A 19713-nucleotide genomic window follows, 5' to 3' on the forward strand; every position below is an offset into this window, starting at 1 on the left:
TGGTCAGCTGCCGGCGATGATCTTCGACAGGTACCGGGCCACGGCCCGGACCGCCGCCATCGTCGCGGGATAGTCCATGCGGGTCGGTCCCAGGACGCCCACCTTTGCACCGTCGTCAAGCCCGTACCCCGTCGCGACGACCGAGGTCTCCTCGAAGCTCGTGTACGGGTTCTCGCGGCCGATCGTCACGGCAACGCCGCGGGGGTCACTGGCCATCTCGGACAGGAGGCGCAGAAGCACGACCTGTTCCTCGAGTGCCTCCAGAACCGGCGAAATGCTCTGCAGGAAGTCGTTGTTGGACCGCGCGAGGTAGGCCGTTCCGGCCATGACCATGCGGTCCTCCCGGCTCGACTCCGCGAGGGATGAGAGGCCCTGGGCAAGCTCGGCCGCCAGCCGCTGGTCCTTCGGAGGCAGGGCCGCAACAACCTCGGCCGCGCTCGAAGGGAGCCGCGTGACAGCAGTCCCGATGAGGCCTTCGAGGAAACGCTGGCGCAGGTACGCGAGCCTGTCGTGGTCCACGTCCTCGCTCACGCTGTGCACGCGCTGCTCCACTGTGCCAGTGTCCGCGATGAGCACAAGAAGAACCTGACGCGGGGCCATGGCCACCGCCTCGACGTGGCGGACGCGTGCCCTTCCGAGCTGGGGATACTGGACGACGGCGACCTGGTTGGTCAGCTGTGACAGGAGCCGCACGGTGCGCTCGAGCACATCGTCTAGGTCTTCGGCACCATCCAGGAGCATCTGGATCGCCTGCTTCTCGGGGGCCGACAGCGGTCGTACCGCGGCCAGATGGTCAACGAAGACGCGGTAGCCCTTGTCCGTGGGCACCCGGCCGGCGCTCGTGTGGGGGGCCACGATGAGCCCCTCGTCCTCGAGCGCGGCCATGTCGTTGCGGATCGTCGCGCTGGACACACTGAGCCGGTGGCGTTCGACCAGTGCCTTGGACCCGACGGGCTCACGGAAGTGGACGTAGTCCTCCACAATGGCCCGCAGGACTTCCAGCTTGCGTGGCTCGTTCATCACACCTCCTGTGGCGTCCCGGCGTTAGCACTCTCTTGAAGCAAGTGCTAAGTCTATTATGCCTGTGGCCGGCGCGGCGAGCCGCAGCCTGGGCCTCTGCCCCGCCGCGTAGGATGCGGCGGGTGGACCGAATCTCCTATGACTCGTGGGGGCCCGCCGACCTCGGCGGGGCCGCCCGGACCGAGCTTCCCGTGGTGCCCGTTGAGCTGGGGCTCGTCCTCGAAGACACGGAGTCCGGGTGGGTCGGTGCCGTCACCCGCATCGAGAAGTCCGGTGGGATGCACGTGATGAGCCTCGAGGACCGTCGTGGCCGCAGCCGCTCGTTCCAGCTCGGCTTCGGGTTCCTCGTCGACGGCCGTCCTGTCAGGGTCGGACCCCCGGCGGCGCGAAGGCAGCCCGCGGCCCCGGCCCGGACGGCGTCGGGCTCTGTCCGGGTCGAAGGCCAGCGTGCACAAGTGGCCAAGGCCAGCCGCATCTGGGTCGAGGGGAAGCACGACGCCGAGCTGGTAGAGAAGGTCTGGGGCGATGACCTCCGCCTTGAGGGGATCGTCGTCGAGCCCCTGCACGGAGTTGATGACCTCGCGTCTGCGATTGCCGAGTTCAATCCCGGTCCCGGCAGGAAGCTGGGCATCCTCGTGGACCACCTCGTCCAGGGCACGAAGGAGTCGCGCATCGTGTCCGAAGCGCTGTCGGTTCGGGGCGCCGCCAGCAATGTCCTGATCGTCGGTCACCCCTATGTGGACGTGTGGCAGGCCATCAAGCCCTCGGCCCTGGGCATCGCGGCGTGGCCGGTAGTGCCGCGCGGCACTGACTGGAAGACCGGCATCCTCGAGGCCTTCGGGTGGCCGCACGAGAGCGCGGAGGACATCGGGCTCGCCTGGCAGAAGCTTCTCGGCGCTGTACGTACCTATGCCGACCTCGAGCCATCCCTGCTCGGCCGCGTCGAAGAGGTCATCGACTTCCTGACGGCCTGAGCTTGGATATCCTGAACCAGTGAGTGACTACCCGCAGTACCGACGCGACCGCCCCGACGATTCCGCCCCCGCCCCCCTCACGGCGTCCGAGGATCGCCAGTGGGCTACCCTCGCGCACTTCGGCGGGATCCTCGGATTCGTCCCCTCGCTCCTGATCTACCTGTACTTCAAGGACCGCGGACCGTTCACGGCCCAGGAGTCCAAGGAGGCCCTCAACTTCACCCTGCCCCCAACGGTCGCCGCGATCGTGTTCAACTTCCTTGCGCTCGTGCCGTTCGTCGGGAGCGTGTTCGCAGTGCTCGCGACCCTCATTTGGATTGCGCTGACGGTCTACTCGGTGATCGCTGGAATTCAGGTGAACCGCGGGCAGCCGTACCAGTACCAGTACAACCTGCACCTCATCCACTAGGCCGGCAGTTCGACCGGGTCGGCGTTCACGACGGACCGGCGGCCAGCAGGGGTCAGGGCAGTAGCCGGCGGACTACCGCGTCGGCGAGGAGTCGTCCTCTGAGCGTGAGCACGAGCCGGCCCTGGACGGCGGCCGGACCGTCAACGAGGCCGTCCGCGATAAGCCCTGCGACGGCCGCGCGTCCGTCGGGAGCGATGTCAGCCGTCGGCAGGCCCTCGGCGAGACGGATCTGCAGCAGGACGTGCTCCACGCGGCGCGTAGCGTCGTCGAGCGTCTCCCGCCCCGCAGCGGGCGAGGCCCCCTGTGCAAGCCTTCCTGCATACGCGGTGGGATGCTTCACGTTCCACCACCGCACGCCGCCCACATGCGAGTGCGCGCCCGGGCCCACGCCCCACCAGTCGCCTCCATGCCAGTAGGCGAGGTTGTGGCGGCATTCGAAGCGCCGATCCGATGCGTCGCCCCGAGCCCAGTTGCTCACCTCGTACCAGTGGAATCCGGCGTCGCCGAGCACTGCGTCGGCCGTCTCATACTTCTCGGCGTGGTCGTCGTCGTCCACGTCCGGCACCTCGCCGCGGCGGATCTGGGCCGCGAGCTTGGTGCCTTCCTCGACAATCAGCGCGTAGGCGCTCACATGGTCAGGCTCGCAAGCGAGCGCGGCGTCAAGGGACGTCCGCCAGTCGTCGAGGGTCTCCCCCGGCGTGCCGTAGATGAGGTCGAGGCTCACGTCCAGTCCGGCCTCGCGGGCCCAGTGCACAGCCTCCGGCACCCGGCTCGGCGTGTGAGTCCTGTCGAGGACCCTTAGCACATGCGGGACGGCCGACTGCATGCCGAAGGACACCCGGGTGAATCCGGCGTCCGCGAGCGTCCGGAGCGATTGGGGTGTCACCGAATCGGGGTTCGCCTCGGTGGTGACCTCGGCCCCAGGCTCGATGCCCCACTCCGCCACTGCTGACGCGAGGATCGCGGCGAGGTCTTCCGCCGGCAGGAGGGTCGGCGTCCCCCCGCCGAAGAACACCGTGGACAGACGACGGCGCGGCACCCCCGACGCGTCAAGGGCACCTGCCGCGAAGCTCACCTCCCCGGACGCGGTCGCGGCATAGTTGGCCTGCGACGCACCCCCGCCGAGCTCGGTCGCGGTGTAGGTGTTGAAGTCGCAGTACCCGCAGCGGACGGCGCAGAAGGGTATGTGGGCGTAGAGCGAGAAGCTCCGCTCCCCCGCCGAGGCCGCCGCCTGCGGCGGCAGGACGCCGTCGGCCGGGGCCGGATCTCCCAGGGGAAGGGTGCTCGGCACTACTTCTTCGCCTTGTCCTTCGACTCATCGGTGGTGAGTGCGGCGATGAAGGCCTCCTGCGGAACCTCGACGCGGCCCACCATCTTCATGCGCTTCTTGCCTTCCTTCTGCTTCTCGAGCAGCTTGCGCTTTCGCGTGATGTCACCGCCGTAGCACTTCGCGAGGACGTCCTTGCGGATTGCACGGATACTCTCGCGGGCGATGATGCGGGAGCCGATCGCGGCCTGGATCGGCACCTCGAACTGCTGGCGAGGGATGAGTTCCCTCAGCTTCCCAGTCATCATCACCCCGTAGGCGTAGGCCTTGTCCCGATGGGTGATGGCGGAGAAGGCATCGACCTGCTCGCCCTGGAGCATGATGTCCACCTTGACGAGGTCTGCGGTCTGCTCGCCGTCGGACTTCCAGTCCAACGACCCGTAGCCGCGGGTCTTGGACTTGAGGATGTCGAAGAAGTCGAAGACGATTTCAGCCAGCGGCAGGCGGTATCGGATCTCCACTCGATCTTCGGAGAGGTAGTCCATGCCGCCCAGGACGCCGCGACGGCTCTGGCACAGCTCCATGATGGCGCCGACGAACTCGTTCGGCGCAAGGATGGTCGCGGCAACCATCGGCTCGCGGACTTGGGCAATCTTGCCGGACGGGTACTCGCTGGGGTTGGTGACGTGGAGAACCGTCTTGTCTTCCAGCGTCACCTCGTACTCGACGTTGGGAGCCGTGGAGATCAGGTCCAGTTTGTACTCGCGCTCGAGCCGCTCGCGGGTGATTTCCAAATGCAGCAGGCCCAGGAAGCCGACCCGGAAGCCGAAGCCCAGAGCCGCGGACGTCTCCGGTTCATAGACCAGGGCGGCGTCGTTGAGCATCAGCTTCTCCAAGGCGTCCCGGAGCACTGGATAGTCCGTCCCATCCAAGGGATACAGGCCGGAGAAGACCATCGGCTTCGCATCTGCATAGCCGGGGAGGGATTCGGTGGCGGGCTTGGCCAGATTGGTGACAGTGTCGCCCACCTTGGATAGCCGGACGTCCTTCACGCCGGTGATGAGGTAGCCGACCTCACCCACGCCGAGGCCCTTTGTAGGCGTCGGCTCCGGGGAGCTCACACCGATCTCGAGCAGCTCGTGGCTTGCCTTGGTCGACATCATCTGGATGCGTTCACGCGGGCTGAGCGAACCGTCCACGACGCGCACATAGGTCACCACGCCGCGGTACGTGTCGTAGACCGAGTCGAAGATCATCGCGCGAGCCGGCGCGTCAGCGTCGCCCGTGGGAGCGGGGATGTCGGCGACGATGCGGTCGAGGAGGCCCTCGACGCCCATGCCGGTCTTTCCGGACACCCGGAGCACGTCCGCGGGGTTTCCCCCGATCAGGTTGGCGAGCTCCTCGGCGTACTTCTCCGGCTGGGCCGCCGGAAGGTCGATCTTGTTCAGGACCGGGATGATGGTGAGGTCGTTCTCCATCGCGAGGTAGAGGTTCGCGAGCGTCTGGGCCTCGATCCCCTGGGCTGCATCGACGAGCAGGACTGCGCCTTCGCATGCCGCGAGTGAGCGGGAGACCTCGTAGGTAAAGTCGACGTGGCCGGGGGTGTCGATCATGTTCAGCGCGTACGCCGTGCCGTCGACCTCCCACGGCATACGGACGGCCTGGGACTTGATGGTGATGCCGCGTTCGCGCTCGATGTCCATGCGGTCGAGGTACTGCGCCTTCATGTCCCTGGGCTGCACGACGCCTGTGAACTGCAGCATTCGGTCGGCAAGGGTCGACTTGCCGTGGTCGATGTGCGCAATGATGCAGAAGTTGCGGATGATCGACGGATCCGTCGCGGCAGGCACCGGGGCGGTGCGGGCCATGGGAGACACGCGGTGAGTCCTCACTGTCGATGCGGTAGATGTGAGCCAACGCGGGGACGCTGGCTTCCCAGTGTCCCATAGGCTGTGGGTGTGCTGCGCAGCCTAGCCTCCCGCTTCCTTTCCGCCGTCCGCTCGGCTTGGCGCCCGGACAGACGCGCAGATGGGCGTCCGCCGGCCTATGCCGGTGACTTCACCGGGACCGCGACGGTCACCTATGCACCCGATCCGGATGGGGTTCCCGACCCCGGCGAGATCGTGTGGACGTGGGTGCCCTTCGAGGAGGACCACTCGTTGGGCAAGGACCGTCCGGTGTTGATCGTCTCGCAGCGCGGGTCCGCCCTGCTGTGCGTCATGCTCACGAGCAAGGACCACGACGGGCGCGCGCGGGAGAAGGACTACATCGACATCGGCACGGGGTCATGGGATCCCCGCCGCCGGCCCAGCGAGGTCAAGGTGGACCGGGTCCTGCAGATCGACCCGGGTGCGGTGCGCCGAGAGGGTGCCATCCTCGAGCGGGAGCGGTTCGACCTCGTCGCGGCCTCCCTCCGTGAACGCGGCTGGCGCTGACATGGAAGGGGCGCCCTTCTGCTAAGATTTACTGCTGTGTGTCCGTGCAGGTCGACGGGCACTGACGACCGGCTGCCATAGGCATCCCCACGCCACTCAGTCGATGGTCGGTCCGAACCCTCTAGACCCTGTTGGCTTTAACAAGAGAGTTCCACACGTGGCAAACATCAAGTCCCAGAAGAAGCGCATTCTCACCAACGAGAAGGCGCGTCAGCGCAACATGGCGGTGAAGTCCGAGCTGAAGACGGCCATCCGCGCCGTCAACGCTGCCGTCGTCTCCGCCGACAAGGACGCCGCCAATGCTGCTCTGGCCCACGCGAGCAAGAAGCTCGACAAGGCCGTGAGCAAGGGCGTCATCCACAAGAACCAGGCCGCGAACCGCAAGTCGGGCATCGCGAAGAGGATCGCCAAGATCGGCTGACTCTCAACGCCTTCTTCGGCCGGGGCCGGCATCCGCACTGGATGCCGGCCCCGGCCGTTCTGGCAACTGGAGAAGGTTGACACGGGCGCGCGCGTCAGCGGGCGCGCGCGGCTGAGCTCACGATCGACAAGGCCCGCTCCACTGCATAGCCCGGGTCCCGGGCGAGCCCCTTGACCTCGGCGTCCGCCTCTGCGACTGCCCTGATTGCCGTGGCGAGGCTCTGTGGAGTCCACCCGCGGATATCGCGCTGCGCCTGCTCGACGAGCCACGGCTGCATGCCGAGGTCTCTTGCAATGCTCTGGGCCGAGCCCCGCGCGCCGGCGACCTTGGCGAGGGTCCTGAGCTTGGACGCGATGGCGGCCACCATCGGCACGGGATCGACACCGGTCTCCAGGGCGTGCCGGAACGCCGAGAGCGCCTTGGCCTGCTGACCGGCCAGGGCCGCATCCGCCACCTTGAAGGCGGTAGCCTCGACGCGGCCGCCGTAGTACTTCTCCACCGTCGCGGCGTCCACCGTCGCCGACGCGTCGAGCGCAAGCTGGGAGCATGCCGCGGCGAGCTCAGCGAGGCTGCTCCCTACAGCGGCGACAAGTGCATCGATGGCCTCCCGCTCGATGCGCCGCCCTGTTCCGCGGAACTCGGCCGCAACGAAGGCGGCCTTGTCTGCGTCCTTCTTCAATGGCTGGCAGTCGATGACCGGTGCACCCGATGCCTTGACCGCGTCCAGGAGCTTCTTGCCCCTCGCCCCGCCCGCGTGCCGCAGCACAAGGACCACGTCATTTTCGGGTGCGGAGACGTAGGCGAGGGTGTCACGGAGGAACTCCTCGGTCATCGACTCGAGTCCCTGGACCTCGACAAGCTTGCTCTCCCCGAAGAGCGAAGGCGAGGCCGCCATGAGGAGCTCGCCACCGGAGTAGGTCCCCGCCTCGAGCCGGGTGACCTCAAGATCGGGGCTGGCCGCGCGCGCTTTGGCCCTGATGGCATCCATGGACCGAGCCGCGATGTAGTCCTCAGGCCCGAGCACGAGGACCACGGGGGCCGGCGCCGCATCTCGCCACTCGACCGTGCCCGCGCTCTTGACGGCGCTTCCACGATGTCCGCCAGAACGGGCGCTGCGAGCTGCGGGCGTCATGAACGGCCTCCTGCGGCCTGTTCGAATGAAATCACCGCTCCACTCTCCCACGCCGCACCGTTACGCCCAATCCCGACGCGGTGCAGGCCAAGGCTGCGCGCGCCAGACGGATGATCCGGCACGCAAGCAGCCGCACGGCCGCCTGCCCTGAGGGCAACAGGGTGGCCCAGAGGAGGGCGGCGTTGAGTCCGGACACGGCGGCCATCGCCACGGCACCGCCGACGCCCTCCGGCCACCGCAGTGTGGCGCCGGGGAGACCGGCGAGCATCCGGGCCGTGAGGGCAATCGCCTGCGCGCCTGCTCCCCCGACGCCGACTGCGAGGAGCGCCACCGGGGGACACCACGCGCACGTGGCCAGCGCGAGCGTACCCGCAACCGTCACGACCGGCACGAACGGAGTCGAGGCGACATTCGCCACGAGCGACAAGCTCAGGAACGAGGGCTGGATGAGCACCATGAGTGGTCCGCACGTGAGCTGAGCGGACAGGGGCACGGCGACGGCCAGAGCGAGCCAGGCCGGAAACCGTGCGGCGAGCATCTGGGTCAGCGGTGGGCCGAGGAGCGCGATACCGAGAGTCGCCGCCACCGAGAGGAGGAAGCCCATGCTCAGGGCCAGAGGCGGTTGGGCGAGGACGAGCACGAGCACGGCCGACGACACCGCCGAGCAGCTGCGTCCCGCCCGGCCGCTCACGAGAGCCACGAGCCCCACCGTGCCCATCGCTGCGGCGCGGAGGACGCTCGGTTCCGGGCCCACGATGACGGTGAATCCGATCACAGCCAGGGCGCACCCAATGAGGACCATGGCGCGCGACGCCCTCAACGACCGCAGGCCGAGGAGCACCAGGGCCAGCAGGAGGGTGAAATTGGCGCCGCTCACGGCGGTAAGGTGACCCAGGCCGACGTCGCGCATGGCGTCCTCGAGCTCCACCGGCAGCGCCGCCGTGTCCCCGACCGTCATGCCCGGCAGCAGGCCGGCGGCATCGGGCCAGAGCCATTCGGACGAACGCCGGAGCGATTCGCGCAGGGCTCCCACCTGCCGACGTGCGGCGTCGGACTCGACGACGCGGGGCCGGCTCGAGACGCTCAGAAGCGCAGTTCTCCCGGGCTGATCGGCCGGGACGATGCGCCCCGCCACCTCGATGGTTGTGCCGCTGCGGACTCGCGCCATCTCGGCCCCTCCGACAAGGCGGATCGAGGCAGACGCTGTGAAGGACCGGCCCCCATCGGTCGCCTGGAGGAGACGGCCCTCGGCGGCGAACCGGGGGCCCGAGCCGAAGGTGCCCCGCTGACGCTGTTGATTCGGCTCCCCGGTGACTTCCACTGTGGCGACGGTCTGGCCACCGCGGTCCAGCAGCTCGCCCGCGGGCCCGCTGTGTTCGGCTGCATGGTGGCCGGCTGCTGCCCCGAGACCAGCGGCCAGAGCGATGGCCGTGCACGCCGTGAGGACTGCTGCAGGAACCGACCGCTTGAGCCGGGCACTCAGTCCTCGCCGGCGCGCCGCGACTCTGCCCTTCACCACAGAGACCACAAGGGCGATGGCGAGGGCACCTGCCGCGACCGCCAGAGTCGAGGCCAGCAGGCCCGCTCGAGTCGCTGACGGCCCGATCGCGGGCGCGAGCGCCGCACCGAGCCACGCGGCGGCGCCTACCGGAACGAGACGGAGGTCCCGCCATCGACCCGATCGGGTGTGGCCCGCGACGGGGTCGACGGACCACCACTGCGCAGCTCGGAGGCGAAGCTGTTCGACAAGCGTCGTCGCCGCGTCGGCCTCGACTCGGGGTCGGGCACCCGAGACGGCCGCCTCGCGATAGCGGTTCCACGCCTCGCGCCGCTCGTCGCTCATGGCCGGTGCGCAGAGGGCCACCGCGCGCGCTGGGAACTCATCGCACGGTCACCATCGGGAGGATGGACTCGAGCATCTTCGGGCCGATTCCACTGACCGCGTCGAGGCCCTCGGGTTCTGCGAAGCGACCGTGGGCGGTCCGGAAGTCGACAATGCGCTGCGCGAGCACGGGGCCAACCCGCGGCAGCGTCGCGAGCTCCGCGACGGTGGCCGTGTTGATGTCGACCTTCCCGCCCGTCGCGCCGGTCGCGGCGCCACCCGGCGCCGCGCCAGTCGGTACAGTCCCGGCGGACTCCGGCACCTCTGGGTCGCCTACCGCGGGAATCCTGATCCGGGTCCCGTCCTCAACCGTCGCCGCCAGATTGAGCCGGTTGGTATCGGCGGCTGGTGTCGCACCGCCAGCCGCGGCGATGGCCTCATAGACGCGCGCGCCGGGCACGAGGTGGTACACGCCGGGCGCGGAGACGGCTCCGACAACATGAACGGTTGGTCCGCCAGCCGCCGGCGGCGCTCCCGGCCCCGTCGGCCGGGCCATCCCCGTCTGGGTGCCAGAGGCAGAGTCCGTTCCCCCGTGCGCCTGCGCTGCTCCCACCGCCGTGACGGGGCGGACGTCGGGGCCAGCCGATCCAGCAAGCCACCACCAGGCTCCGCAGGTCGCAGACAGCAGCACCGCAACCACGGCGGCGAGCCGCACTGACATGGCAAATCTCGGCCGACTGCTCCGGACCCCATCCGCCATGCTGATTCGGTCCGCCGATACGGGATCAGCATCGGCAGGGGAGCCGGCTCCGGCCGCGACCTCAACGGCAGCGTTCGTACGGGCATCAGGTGTTGCGTCACCTCCCGTTTCGGCAGCGGCATCGAGATCGGCGTCACGGTCGGTAGCCCGGCTGTGCTCCTGGACGACGGGGATCTGTGCAGTGGCGGCGAGTCCCAGAAGGCCGTCCCCCGGGTCAGATACCTCCGAGAACAGGGCATCCCAGCGGTGGCGGGCCTCCTGCCGCCGCCTAAGAGAGTCCCGCCTGGACCAGACCATGGGGCCCACGCTGTCAGACGCGGCGCGGATCCGCACCGTATGCGGGACCCATGTGGAAGGACACGCGCAACCGGCGCCTGTGGAGGAGAAGCGAGCTCAGTCCAGCGCGTCCACGGGCAGTGGCACGGCGAGCGGGTGGGGCCGCGGATCCGCTCCCGGCGAGATCACGACGGCGAGCACGCCGAGCCCCGTATGGGCGGCGAGGACCGCCGGGAGAGGCGAGAGCGCGACGTCGGCCGCGGGCACCCCGAGATCCGACGCGAGCGAGGCCGCAAAAGCCTCGGCCTCGCCTCGGTTGCCGAAGTAGTGGACCGCAATCGATGGGTCCAGGGCCGCCGACGCGCGGGCCACTGCGAGCTCCCGGAGACGCGGAACAGCCTTGGCCGCAGTGCGGATCCGCTCGAGCGGCACGATGAGGCCATCACGGATGGTCAGGATGAGCTTGATGGCAAGGACTGTCCCCACGAGGGAGGCCGCTGCGCCGATGCGCCCGCCGCGTCGGAGCTGCTCGAGGCTCGGAACGTAGAACAGCACCTCTGACCCGGCGAGCCGTTCCTCGCCGGCGCGGCGCACCTCGGCGAGGCCCGCGCCCCGCGCCGCGGCGCGCACGGCGGCGCGCACGGCGAAACCGAGCGCCATGCCGGCCGTCTGGGAGTCCACGACCTCGACAGGGATGCCCACGCGCCCTGCGGCGAGGCGTGCGGCGTCAACCGTCCCGGAGAGCTTTCCGGACAGGTGCAGGGAGGCGATGCCCTCGAAGCCGGCTTCCTCGAACCCGCGGTAGACCCGTTCGAATTGGCCTGGGGAGGGCCTCGACGTGCGGACCTGTGCGCCGGCGGCCAACGCCAGGCTCAGGGCGGTTCCGACGTCCTCACCCTCGGTGAAGATGTCCTGACCGACCATGACGGGCAGGACGACGTCCGCGAAGCATTCTGCGCGGACGAATTCGGCGGCCCAGGCGTCCGGGAGGCCAGCGGACGAGTCGGTCACGACGGCAATCCGCGGCAGCGGGGTGGACGGGGCCGCCGCTGGGGCAGGCCCCGGACGGAGCCTGCCCCAGCCGCGTCTCAGCCACGCGATCGCGGGCAGGTCCGTACTCTCAGCCACCCTGCATCACCGGGTCACGCCGGCACGATGTTGACCAGCTTCGGCGCCCGCACAATGACGGTCCGGATCCCGCGGCCGTCCAGGACCCGCTGGACGTTCGCCGAGGCGAGGGCCAGCTCGCGCAGCGCATCTTCAGAGATGTCCGGGGCGACCTCCAGGCGATCCCGCACCTTGCCCTGGATCTGCACGACGGCGGTCACGGTCTCCTCCACGAGGAGCGAGGGATCGTACTGCGGCCAAGCGGCGCCTGCGACCGAGGGCTCGTGACCCAGGGCGGCCCACAAGTCCTCCGCCGTGTACGGCGCGAAGAGGCTCAGGATGATTGCCACGGTCTCGACGGCCTCGCGCACCGCCGGGTCCGCACCGCCGGGTCCGCCGTCGATGGCCTTGCGGGTCGCATTGACCAGTTCCATCGTCTTGGCGACGACAACATTGAACTTGTGCGACTCAACGAGCTCGGCCGCCTCTGCGAGCGTCCGGTGCGTGACGGTACGCAGGGCGCGGTCGCCGGTCCCAGGGTCCGTTCCCGGGTCGCTCGTGACGTCCTGGCCCAGACGCCACGCGCGGGCCAGGAACTTCGCCGAGCCTGACGGCGAGACATCGGCCCAGTCGACGTCGTCCTCCGGCGGAGACGCGAAGACCATGGTGAGGCGCACGGCGTCGACCCCGAACCGGTCGAGCTGCTCCCCCAGGTCCACGCCGTTGCCGAGCGACTTGCTCATGGCCTTGCCGCCGTTGAGGACCTGGCCCTGGTTCATGAGCGCGGCGAACGGCTCGTCTGCGTCGACGAGGCCCATGTCCTTGAGCACCTTCATGAAGAACCGGCTGTAGAGCAGGTGCAGGATCGCGTGCTCGACACCGCCCACGTACTGCGCGACCGGCATCCAGCGCTTCGCGGCCTCGGGGTCGAACGGCCCCTCCGTGTAGTCCGGAGAGACGTACCGGAGGTAGTACCAGGACGAATCGACGAACGTGTCCATCGTGTCGGTGTCCCGTTTCGCGGGGCCGCCGCAGCGGGGGCACTCGACGTTGACCCAGTGCTCGGCCGCCGCGAGGGGCGAGGTGCCCTTGGGCGCGAGCTGCTCGCCGCGCAGGTCGTCGGGGAGCCGGACGGGCAGCTGCTCGTCCGGGACCGGCACCTCGCCGTCTACGGGGCAGTGGATGATCGGGATGGGAGCGCCCCAGAAGCGCTGTCGCGAGAGCAGCCAGTCGCGGAGCCGGTAGTTGACCGTGCCCTCGCCCGTGCCCGCCGACTCGACGGTCTCGATGGCCTTCGCGATGCCCTCGGCCTTGGACAGTCCGTCCAGCGCGCCGGAGTTGATGAGCGTGCCCTCGCCGCTCGTCGCGGTTCCGGACACAGCGGGGTCCTCCTCGCCCGTGTCGAGGACCGTGCGGACGGGCAGCCCGAAGGCCTTGGCGAAGTCGAGGTCGCGCTGGTCGTGCGCGGGCACGGCCATGATGGCGCCGGTGCCGTAGTCGGCCAGGACATAGTCCGCGGCCCACACCGGGAGCTTCTCGCCGCTGAGCGGGTTGACAGCGTAGCGGCCCAGGAAGACGCCGGTCTTCTCCCGGTCCGTGTTCTGGCGCTCGATCTCGCTCAGGGCCTTGACCCGGTCCTGGTACTCGGCCAGGGCCTGGGCCTGCTCAGGGGACACGAGTTCGCCGGCCAGGTCGGCATCCGCCGCGACCACGAAGAAGGTGGCTCCGTACAGCGTGTCCGGGCGGGTGGTGAAGACGGTGACCTCGCGCCGGGCCTGCCCTCCCTCTGCTTCGCTGGTTCCCTCGATCGCGAAGCGCACATGGGCGCCCTCAGAGCGACCGATCCAGTTGCGCTGCATGGCGAGCACGCGCTCGGGCCAGTGGCCCTCGAGCTCGGCCATGTCGTCCAGCAGCCGGTCCGCGTAGTCGGTGATCTTGAAGTACCACTGGTTGAGGGACTTCTTCGTCACGGGCGTGCCGCAGCGCTCGCAGGCACCGTTGACGACCTGCTCGTTGGCCAGCACGGTCTGGTCCTTGGGGCACCAGTTCACCGGGTGGTTCTTCCGGTACGCGAGGCCGCGCTCGTAGAAGCGCAGGAACAGCCACTGCGTCCACCGGTAGTACGCCGGGTCGGACGTGTGGAGGCGGCGGGACCAGTCCAGGCTCAGGCCGTACCGCTTGAACGAGGCCGCCTGCGTCTCGATGTTCGCGTACGTCCACTCGGACGGGTGGGCATTGCGCTTGATCGCTGCGTTCTCCGCCGGCAGGCCGAACGAATCCCAGCCGATCGGGTGGAGCACGTCGTAGCCCTTGAGCCGCAGGTACCGCGCGACGACGTCGCCCATCGCGAACGCCTCGGCGTGGCCCATGTGAAGGTCCCCGGAGGGATACGGGAACATGTCGAGCACGAACCGGCGCTCTCGGCTTCCGTCGTCCTTGGGCGTGAACACCCCCAATTCGTCCCACACCGCCGGCCACTTTGCCTCGATCGCCGCGAAACTGTAGGCGTTCTGCTCTGTTTCCTGCTGCGCGTTCTGCTCTGCGACTCGCTCTTCGCTCACCGTGCTTCTCTCCACTGAAATCCCGCCCTCCGGCATCCTGCTCCTGACACACAAAAGCCCCTCACACGGAGGGGCGGCCGCTTGCTGACCGGAGACCCGGCGGCAAGCGGCTATCGAAGGAGGAGGATGCCACGCATAGCCTTCATGGTACCGCAGGCCCGACGCACGACGGCGGGTGGCCGCCGCGCGCCGGGCGCGCGGAACGCGGGGCTACTTCACGTCGGCGTCGACCCAGTCCATCGACTTGGTGACGGCCTTCTTCCAAAGCCGCATCTGACGATCGCGTTCAGTGCCCTCCAACTGCGGGCTCCAGCGCCTGTCCTCACCCCAGTTGGCAGAGCACTCGCCGAGGTCCTTCCAGAAGCCCACGGCCAGGCCAGCCGCGTAGGCGGCGCCGAGGGCCGTGGTCTCGACGACCTTGGGCCGCACCACGTCGACGCCGAGGATGTCGGCCTGGAACTGCATGAGGGCGTCGTTGGCGACCATGCCGCCGTCGACCTTGAGCTCGGCGAGCGGGACGCCCGAGTCCGCGTTGACGGCGTCGAGCACCTCGCGCGTCTGGAACGCGGTCGCCTCGAGAGCGGCACGCGCGATGTGGCCCTTGTTCACGTAGCGCGTGAGGCCGACGATCGCTCCGCGGGCGTCGGCGCGCCAATAGGGCGCGAACAGGCCTGAGAAGGCCGGGACGATGTAGACGCCGCCATTGTCCTCGACGGACTTCGCAAGCGTCTCCACCTCCGGCGCGCTCGAGATCATGCCGAGGTTGTCGCGCAGCCACTGGATGAGCGAGCCCGTGACCGCGATGGAGCCCTCGAGTGCGTAGTGCGGCTTCGCGTCACCGAGCTTGTACCCGACCGTGGTCAGGAGCCCGTTCTTCGAGTGGACGATCTCCTCCCCCGTGTTGAAGATGAGGAAGCAGCCCGTCCCGTAGGTGTTCTTGGCCTCGCCCGCGTCGAACGCCGCCTGACCGAACGTCGCGGCCTGCTGGTCGCCAAGGATGCCTGCGACAGGAACCTCGCGCAGCAGCTGGGAGGTGTGGACCGTGCCATACGTCTCGGAGGAGGACTTGATGGCGGGCATCATCGAGGCCGGGACCCCGAACGCGTCGAGGATCGACTGGTCCCACGCGAGGGTCTCGAGGTCCATGAACATCGTGCGCGACGCATTGGTCACGTCGGTGGCATGGACGCCGCCGTCGGTTCCTCCCGTGAGGTTCCACAGGACCCATGCATCGGTGTTGCCGAAGAGTAGGTCTCCCGCCTCCGCCTTGGCCCGCGCACCGTCCACGTTGTCGAGGATCCACTTGATCTTCGTCCCCGAGAAGTACGTCGCGAGCGGCAGGCCAACCTTCTGCTTGAAGCGCTCCACGCCGCCGTCCTTGGCGAGCTCGTCGACGATCGACTGCGTGCGGGTGTCCTGCCAGACGATCGCGTTGTACACCGGCTCGCCGGTGTTCTTGTCCCAGACGACCGCAGTCTCGCGCTGGTTGGTGATGCCGACCGCCGCGATGTCGTGCCGGGTCAGGTTTGCCTTGGACAACGCCTGGCCGATGACCTCGCGGGTGTTGTCCCAGATCTCCTTGGGGTTGTGCTCGACCCACCCCGCCTGCGGGAAGATCTGCTCGTGCTCGAGCTGGCCGGTCGAGACGATGGACCCGGAGTGGTCGAACACGATGGCGCGCGTGCTCGTGGTGCCCTGGTCGATGGCGATGACGTACTGCTCTGACATTCTCATTGCTCCTTTGGATGAGGCTGCGGGATGAGGCTGACCGCTACTTCGCCACTGCGGCGAAGATATCCGGGGTGATGCGGGCGAAGAGTCCAGCGAGCGCGCCGCCGATGAGCGGTCCCGCAACCGGGATCCACGCGTAGGCCCAGTCACTCGTGCCCTTGCCCTTGATGGGCAGGACGGCGTGCGCAAGACGGGGCCCGAGGTCGCGCGCGGGGTTGATGGCATAGCCGGTCGGGCCGCCGAGCGAGACGCCGATACCCACGACGAGGAGCGCGACCGCGAGCGGGCCGAGGCCGGAAGGCGTACCACCGAACGAGAGGATGACCTCGACGAGCACGAACGTACCGATGATCTCGGTGATGAGGTTCCAGGCATTGCTGCGGATCGCGGGCGCCGTGGAGAACGTGCCGAGCTTGTTGGCGGGAACCTCCTCTGAATCGAAGTGCTGCTTGTAGGCAAGCCAGCAGACCACGGCCCCGAGAAACGCCCCGACCAGCTCGCCGGCGAAGTAGGTCAGGGTAGAGGCGACATCGACCTTCACCCCGGGGGCGTACTCGGCACTGCCGTGCATGAGGAGGCCGAGCGTCACGGCGGGGTTGAGGTGTGCGCCGGACTTGGCCGCGATGAAGACGCCGGAGAAGACGGCAATTCCCCATCCCCACGTCACCATGAGGAAGCCGCCCGCATAGCCCTTCGTGCCCTTCAGGGCCACATTCGCGACCACGCCACAGCCGAGTAGCGTGAGCATGCCCGTGCCGAGCACTTCAGAAAGGAAGACCAACCCTAGAGACATCATTGACTCCTTGTGTTGTCAGGTGCAACCCGGGACCACTCCGGCCCAGAGTGTGGTGCGCTGCGCCTCAGTCGACCAGTTGGCCAACGTTGACGCGATGACGCTCGGCCAGTGTCGCGGTTGCGTGCTGGACCTCCCGCCAGGTCTGGTGCTCGTCCCAGCCGAGGAGGCCAGCGCAATGGCCGGACACCTCCTTGACGAGCTCAGCCGTCACATGCCCCCGGAAGGCCAGAGAGGTGCGGCGGACGAGGATGTCGATCGTGTGGCCCACCTGCTCGTGCAGCGCCATCCACGCGAGTTCTCGGACGCTCAGCTCCCCGGTGCTCTCGAGCCGACTGTCCTCCCCCTCCCGCAGGAATTCAATGACGTGTGCTGCCCTTGTGCCGTATCGCGCGAGGAGCACTTCGGCACGCGCCGCATCGATCCCCTTCCCCGTGTGGTCCTCGATCCAGCGGCCAACGGCCTCTGCGGTGGTGGGGAAGCCCTTCCCGCCTCCGATCGCGAGCTCGGCCGTATTCACGATCCGCGGCCTGCCGAGGATCCCGAGGATCTGGTCGGCGAGATGCTCTGAGAGCGCGCGGAACGTGGTCCATTTGCCGCCCACGAGACTCAGGGCCGTAGCGCCGCCCGGCAGCTCCGACCGCTCGATCCGGTAGTCGCGCGAAACGAAACCCGGTGCGGTGTCGTCGTGACGCGGGAGCGGGCGCACGCCCGAGAACGTGTAGACGATGCTGTCGCGGCCGACGTCGATCGTCGGGAAGACGTGGTGGATGAGGTCGAAGAAGTAGTCGACCTCATCGTCCGTGCACGTCGGAGCGAGGTCCGCGCCGGCGTCGATATCAGTCGTCCCAACGAGGACCCTGTCCCCGAGGGGATAGATCAGCACGATCCGCCCATCGCTGTGCTCGAAGAAGATCTCGCGGCCCGCGCACGCGGCGAGGAGCCCGGCGTGGGCCAGGACGATGTGCGAGCCCTTCGTGCCACCCATGAAGCGGGTCGGCGCCCCGAAGGCTCCATTGGTGAGATCGACCCACGCGCCGGTCGTGTTGACCACGACGTCTGCCGCGAAGTCGAACTCCGTGCCCGTGAGCTCGTCACGGAGTCGCACCGTGGTAACGCTGGGCGCACCGGTGCCTTCCGCGAGCCCCACGGCGGAGACGTAGTTGGTGGCACGCGCATGGTCGCCAGCAGCGAGTCCATCGTGCAGGACGTCAAGCGTCAGCCGCTCGGGATTGTGGACCGACGCGTCGAAGTACGTGGCTGTGTACTTAAGATCGGGCCGCAGGAGCGGGAGTTCCGCCAGAGCCTTCTTCCGGCCCAGGAAGCGGTGGCGCGGGACAGAGCCTCCCTCCCGGGAGAAGGCATCGTAGAGGGCCAGTCCGATCTTGATCAGGAAGGCGCCGCGCTCGCGCGGCTTGCCCGAACGGTGAGTGAGGAAGCGCAGCGGCGCGTTGAGGATCCCCGAGAAGGTCGAGAAGATCGGGATCGTGGTGCGCAGCGCCTTGACGTAGTGCGGCGCGATCCGCAGGAGCCGGTTCCGCTCGACGACCGATTCACGGACCAGGCGGAACTCGCCGTTCTCGAGGTACCGGATCCCGCCGTGGATCATGTGCGACGACGCGCCCGAGGCACCCTCGCAGTAGTCGCCCCGCTCGACGAGCGTGACGTCCACGCCCTGGAGTGCCAGATCACGGAACGTACCCACGCCATTGATGCCGCCGCCGATGATGAGGACCTTGGCCGCAGGCGGGGCCCTGAGTGCATCGGCACCTGCCCGAGAGCCTTCCGGGCGAGTGGGGTCGGGGGTCTGAACCACGTGGGTCTCCTTGCACTGTGTCTTTCCTGGGGCGTTCGCAGCTATTCTTCGGACCTGTGAACATAGAGTTCAACCCACATGCACAAACGTGCAGAAAGAAGCGTCATGCGGCCCTCGGATCCCGAGCCACAGCACCCAGAACTGAGACAAAGCTCACAGAATCGCAACACGCGCAAGCACCAGGACGCCCTCTCCGCGGCCCGTCTGTACTACCTCCAGGACCTGACCATGGACAGGATCGCCCGCCAGCTGCGGACCTCCCGATCGACGGTGTCGCGGCTGCTTGCCTTCGCACGGGACGAGGGGCTCGTCCAGATCGAGATCCACTCCCCCATTGACTCGGCCGTGGCCCTCGAGGCGGGCGTCGCCGAGCGGTTCGGTATCGCGGCAGCCTCCGTCCATGTAGTCCCCCAAGTCGAGAGCCTCAGCGAGACCGAGAACCTCGACCGGGTGGCGATGTACGCAGCGCGCACCCTGACGGGGCTCGTCGCGTCCCAGAGCATCATCGGCATCGCGTGGGGCTCAACCCTGAGCGCCATGAGCCGCCACGTGAGCCGCCGGCCAACCCACGGCAGCACCGTGGTCCAGCTCAACGGCGCCGCGAACACCCAGACCATGGGAGTCGGCTACGCGAGCGAGATCATGCGGCGCTTCGGGCGCGCCTTCGATGCCGATGTCGAGGAGTTCCCCGTCCCCGCGTTCTTCGACCGGGCCGAGACGAAGAAGTGGATGTGGAAGGAGCGCAGCGTGCGGCGGGTCCTCGACGTGCAGGAGCGCATGACCCTCGCGGTGTTCGGGGTCGGAGCCGCCGATGCCGACCTTCCCAGCCACGTGTACGCAGGCGGCTATCTGGACGCCGCGGATCTCGACTCCCTTGCAGCGGAGGAGGTCGTGGGAGACGTCGCCACGGTCTTCTTCCGCGCCGACGGCTCGTCCGACGGGATCGAACTCAACGCCCGGGCCACCGGGCCCTCGTTCTCCACGCTACGCAGGGTGCCGCGCAGGCTGTGCATCGTCTCCGGGCCGGCGAAGGCAGCGGCCCTGCGGGGGGCGCTGCGCGCACAGCTCGTGACAGACCTCATCGTGGATGAGGCGACTGCCCGGGCCGTTCTGGCCGAGCGCGCTTAGCCAGCGTGGATCCGGGAGCCTGTACTCGCCCCCAGCACGTCCTGGTGCTGGGCCGCCGGTG

Annotated in this window: 16 protein-coding genes; 5 read left to right on the forward strand and 11 right to left on the reverse strand. The window is 68.5% G+C overall.

Annotated elements, in window-relative coordinates:
* Window positions 1-3: 3 nt before the first annotated feature.
* A complete protein-coding gene (gene hrcA, locus AB5L97_RS09855) occupies window positions 4-1020 on the reverse strand; it encodes a heat-inducible transcriptional repressor HrcA (RefSeq protein ID WP_369044585.1) in 1017 nt (338 codons plus the stop codon).
* Between the two features lie 131 nt (window positions 1021-1151).
* Here hrcA and AB5L97_RS09860 point away from each other — a divergent pair, with 131 nt between their 5' ends.
* Window positions 1152-1994, forward strand: a complete 843-nt coding sequence (locus tag AB5L97_RS09860) for a DUF3097 family protein (protein ID WP_307958413.1) — start codon at window positions 1152-1154, stop codon at window positions 1992-1994.
* A 19-nt stretch (window positions 1995-2013) separates the two neighbouring features.
* A complete protein-coding gene (locus AB5L97_RS09865; protein WP_369044586.1) occupies window positions 2014-2403 on the forward strand; it encodes a DUF4870 domain-containing protein in 390 nt (129 codons plus the stop codon).
* A gap of 52 nt (window positions 2404-2455) precedes the next feature.
* Here the strand turns inward: AB5L97_RS09865 and hemW are convergent, their stop codons facing one another.
* Together hemW and lepA are read right to left on the reverse strand one after the other, a co-directional pair.
* Window positions 2456-3694: a radical SAM family heme chaperone HemW gene (hemW, locus tag AB5L97_RS09870; RefSeq protein WP_369044587.1), complete on the reverse strand. Its 1239-nt coding sequence runs from the start codon at window positions 3692-3694 to the stop codon at window positions 2456-2458.
* Entirely contained in the window at window positions 3694-5547 is a 1854-nt protein-coding gene (lepA, locus tag AB5L97_RS09875) for a translation elongation factor 4 (protein ID WP_307958313.1), read from the reverse strand. The genes hemW and lepA overlap by 1 nt, the downstream gene beginning before the upstream one ends.
* A gap of 81 nt (window positions 5548-5628) precedes the next feature.
* On the opposite strand from lepA, the gene AB5L97_RS09880 reads away from it, so the two are divergent.
* Together AB5L97_RS09880 and rpsT are read left to right on the forward strand one after the other, a co-directional pair.
* Window positions 5629-6105: a type II toxin-antitoxin system PemK/MazF family toxin gene (locus tag AB5L97_RS09880; RefSeq protein WP_307958314.1), complete on the forward strand. Its 477-nt coding sequence runs from the start codon at window positions 5629-5631 to the stop codon at window positions 6103-6105.
* Between the two features lie 157 nt (window positions 6106-6262).
* On the forward strand, window positions 6263-6526 hold the full coding sequence (rpsT, locus tag AB5L97_RS09885) for a 30S ribosomal protein S20 (RefSeq protein WP_307958315.1): 264 nt from the start codon (window positions 6263-6265) through the stop codon (window positions 6524-6526).
* 94 nt (window positions 6527-6620) lie between these two features.
* Here rpsT and holA read toward each other — a convergent pair whose 3' ends face one another.
* The 8 genes from holA to AB5L97_RS09925 form a co-directional block, all read right to left on the reverse strand.
* Window positions 6621-7658, reverse strand: a complete 1038-nt coding sequence (gene holA, locus AB5L97_RS09890) for a DNA polymerase III subunit delta (protein WP_369044588.1) — start codon at window positions 7656-7658, stop codon at window positions 6621-6623.
* Window positions 7659-7689: 31 nt separating this feature from the next.
* Entirely contained in the window at window positions 7690-9501 is a 1812-nt protein-coding gene (locus AB5L97_RS09895) for a ComEC/Rec2 family competence protein (protein WP_369044589.1), read from the reverse strand.
* A 37-nt stretch (window positions 9502-9538) separates the two neighbouring features.
* Window positions 9539-10201, reverse strand: coding sequence for a ComEA family DNA-binding protein (locus AB5L97_RS09900; protein ID WP_369044590.1), 663 nt, complete (start codon window positions 10199-10201; stop codon window positions 9539-9541).
* Between the two features lie 432 nt (window positions 10202-10633).
* Window positions 10634-11644 (reverse strand): DegV family protein, encoded by a 1011-nt coding sequence (locus AB5L97_RS09905; protein WP_369044591.1) that lies wholly within the window; start codon window positions 11642-11644, stop codon window positions 10634-10636.
* Between the two features lie 14 nt (window positions 11645-11658).
* Window positions 11659-14205, reverse strand: a complete 2547-nt coding sequence (gene leuS, locus AB5L97_RS09910; protein ID WP_374049294.1) for a leucine--tRNA ligase — start codon at window positions 14203-14205, stop codon at window positions 11659-11661.
* Between the two features lie 189 nt (window positions 14206-14394).
* Window positions 14395-15912 carry a glycerol kinase GlpK gene (gene glpK / locus AB5L97_RS09915; RefSeq protein ID WP_369044592.1) on the reverse strand — a complete coding sequence of 506 codons (1518 nt, stop codon included), beginning with the start codon at window positions 15910-15912 and terminating at the stop codon, window positions 14395-14397.
* A 43-nt stretch (window positions 15913-15955) separates the two neighbouring features.
* Window positions 15956-16708: an MIP/aquaporin family protein gene (locus AB5L97_RS09920; RefSeq protein WP_307958322.1), complete on the reverse strand. Its 753-nt coding sequence runs from the start codon at window positions 16706-16708 to the stop codon at window positions 15956-15958.
* 67 nt (window positions 16709-16775) lie between these two features.
* Window positions 16776-18524: a glycerol-3-phosphate dehydrogenase/oxidase gene (locus AB5L97_RS09925; protein WP_369044593.1), complete on the reverse strand. Its 1749-nt coding sequence runs from the start codon at window positions 18522-18524 to the stop codon at window positions 16776-16778.
* Between the two features lie 105 nt (window positions 18525-18629).
* Here AB5L97_RS09925 and AB5L97_RS09930 point away from each other — a divergent pair, with 105 nt between their 5' ends.
* Window positions 18630-19652, forward strand: a complete 1023-nt coding sequence (locus AB5L97_RS09930) for a sugar-binding transcriptional regulator (RefSeq protein WP_307958324.1) — start codon at window positions 18630-18632, stop codon at window positions 19650-19652.
* Window positions 19653-19713: the final 61 nt, after the last annotated feature.

The sequence above is a fragment of the Sinomonas sp. P10A9 genome (genome assembly GCF_041022165.1).
GTDB lineage: Bacteria > Actinomycetota > Actinomycetes > Actinomycetales > Micrococcaceae > Sinomonas > Sinomonas puerhi.

Excerpts from the sequence above, each read along its gene's own strand:
- hrcA (WP_369044585.1), bottom strand. The coding sequence starts at position 1,020 with ATGAACGAGCCACGCAAGCTGGAAGTCCTGCGGGCCATTGTGGAGGAC.
- holA (WP_369044588.1), bottom strand. The coding sequence starts at position 7,658 with ATGACGCCCGCAGCTCGCAGCGCCCGTTCTGGCGGACATCGTGGAAGC.
- AB5L97_RS09895 (WP_369044589.1), bottom strand. The coding sequence starts at position 9,501 with ATGAGCGACGAGCGGCGCGAGGCGTGGAACCGCTATCGCGAGGCGGCC.
- AB5L97_RS09900 (WP_369044590.1), bottom strand. The coding sequence starts at position 10,201 with ATGTCAGTGCGGCTCGCCGCCGTGGTTGCGGTGCTGCTGTCTGCGACC.
- glpK (WP_369044592.1), bottom strand. The coding sequence starts at position 15,912 with ATGTCAGAGCAGTACGTCATCGCCATCGACCAGGGCACCACGAGCACG.
- AB5L97_RS09920 (WP_307958322.1), bottom strand. The coding sequence starts at position 16,708 with ATGTCTCTAGGGTTGGTCTTCCTTTCTGAAGTGCTCGGCACGGGCATG.
- AB5L97_RS09930 (WP_307958324.1), top strand. The coding sequence starts at position 18,630 with ATGCGGCCCTCGGATCCCGAGCCACAGCACCCAGAACTGAGACAAAGC.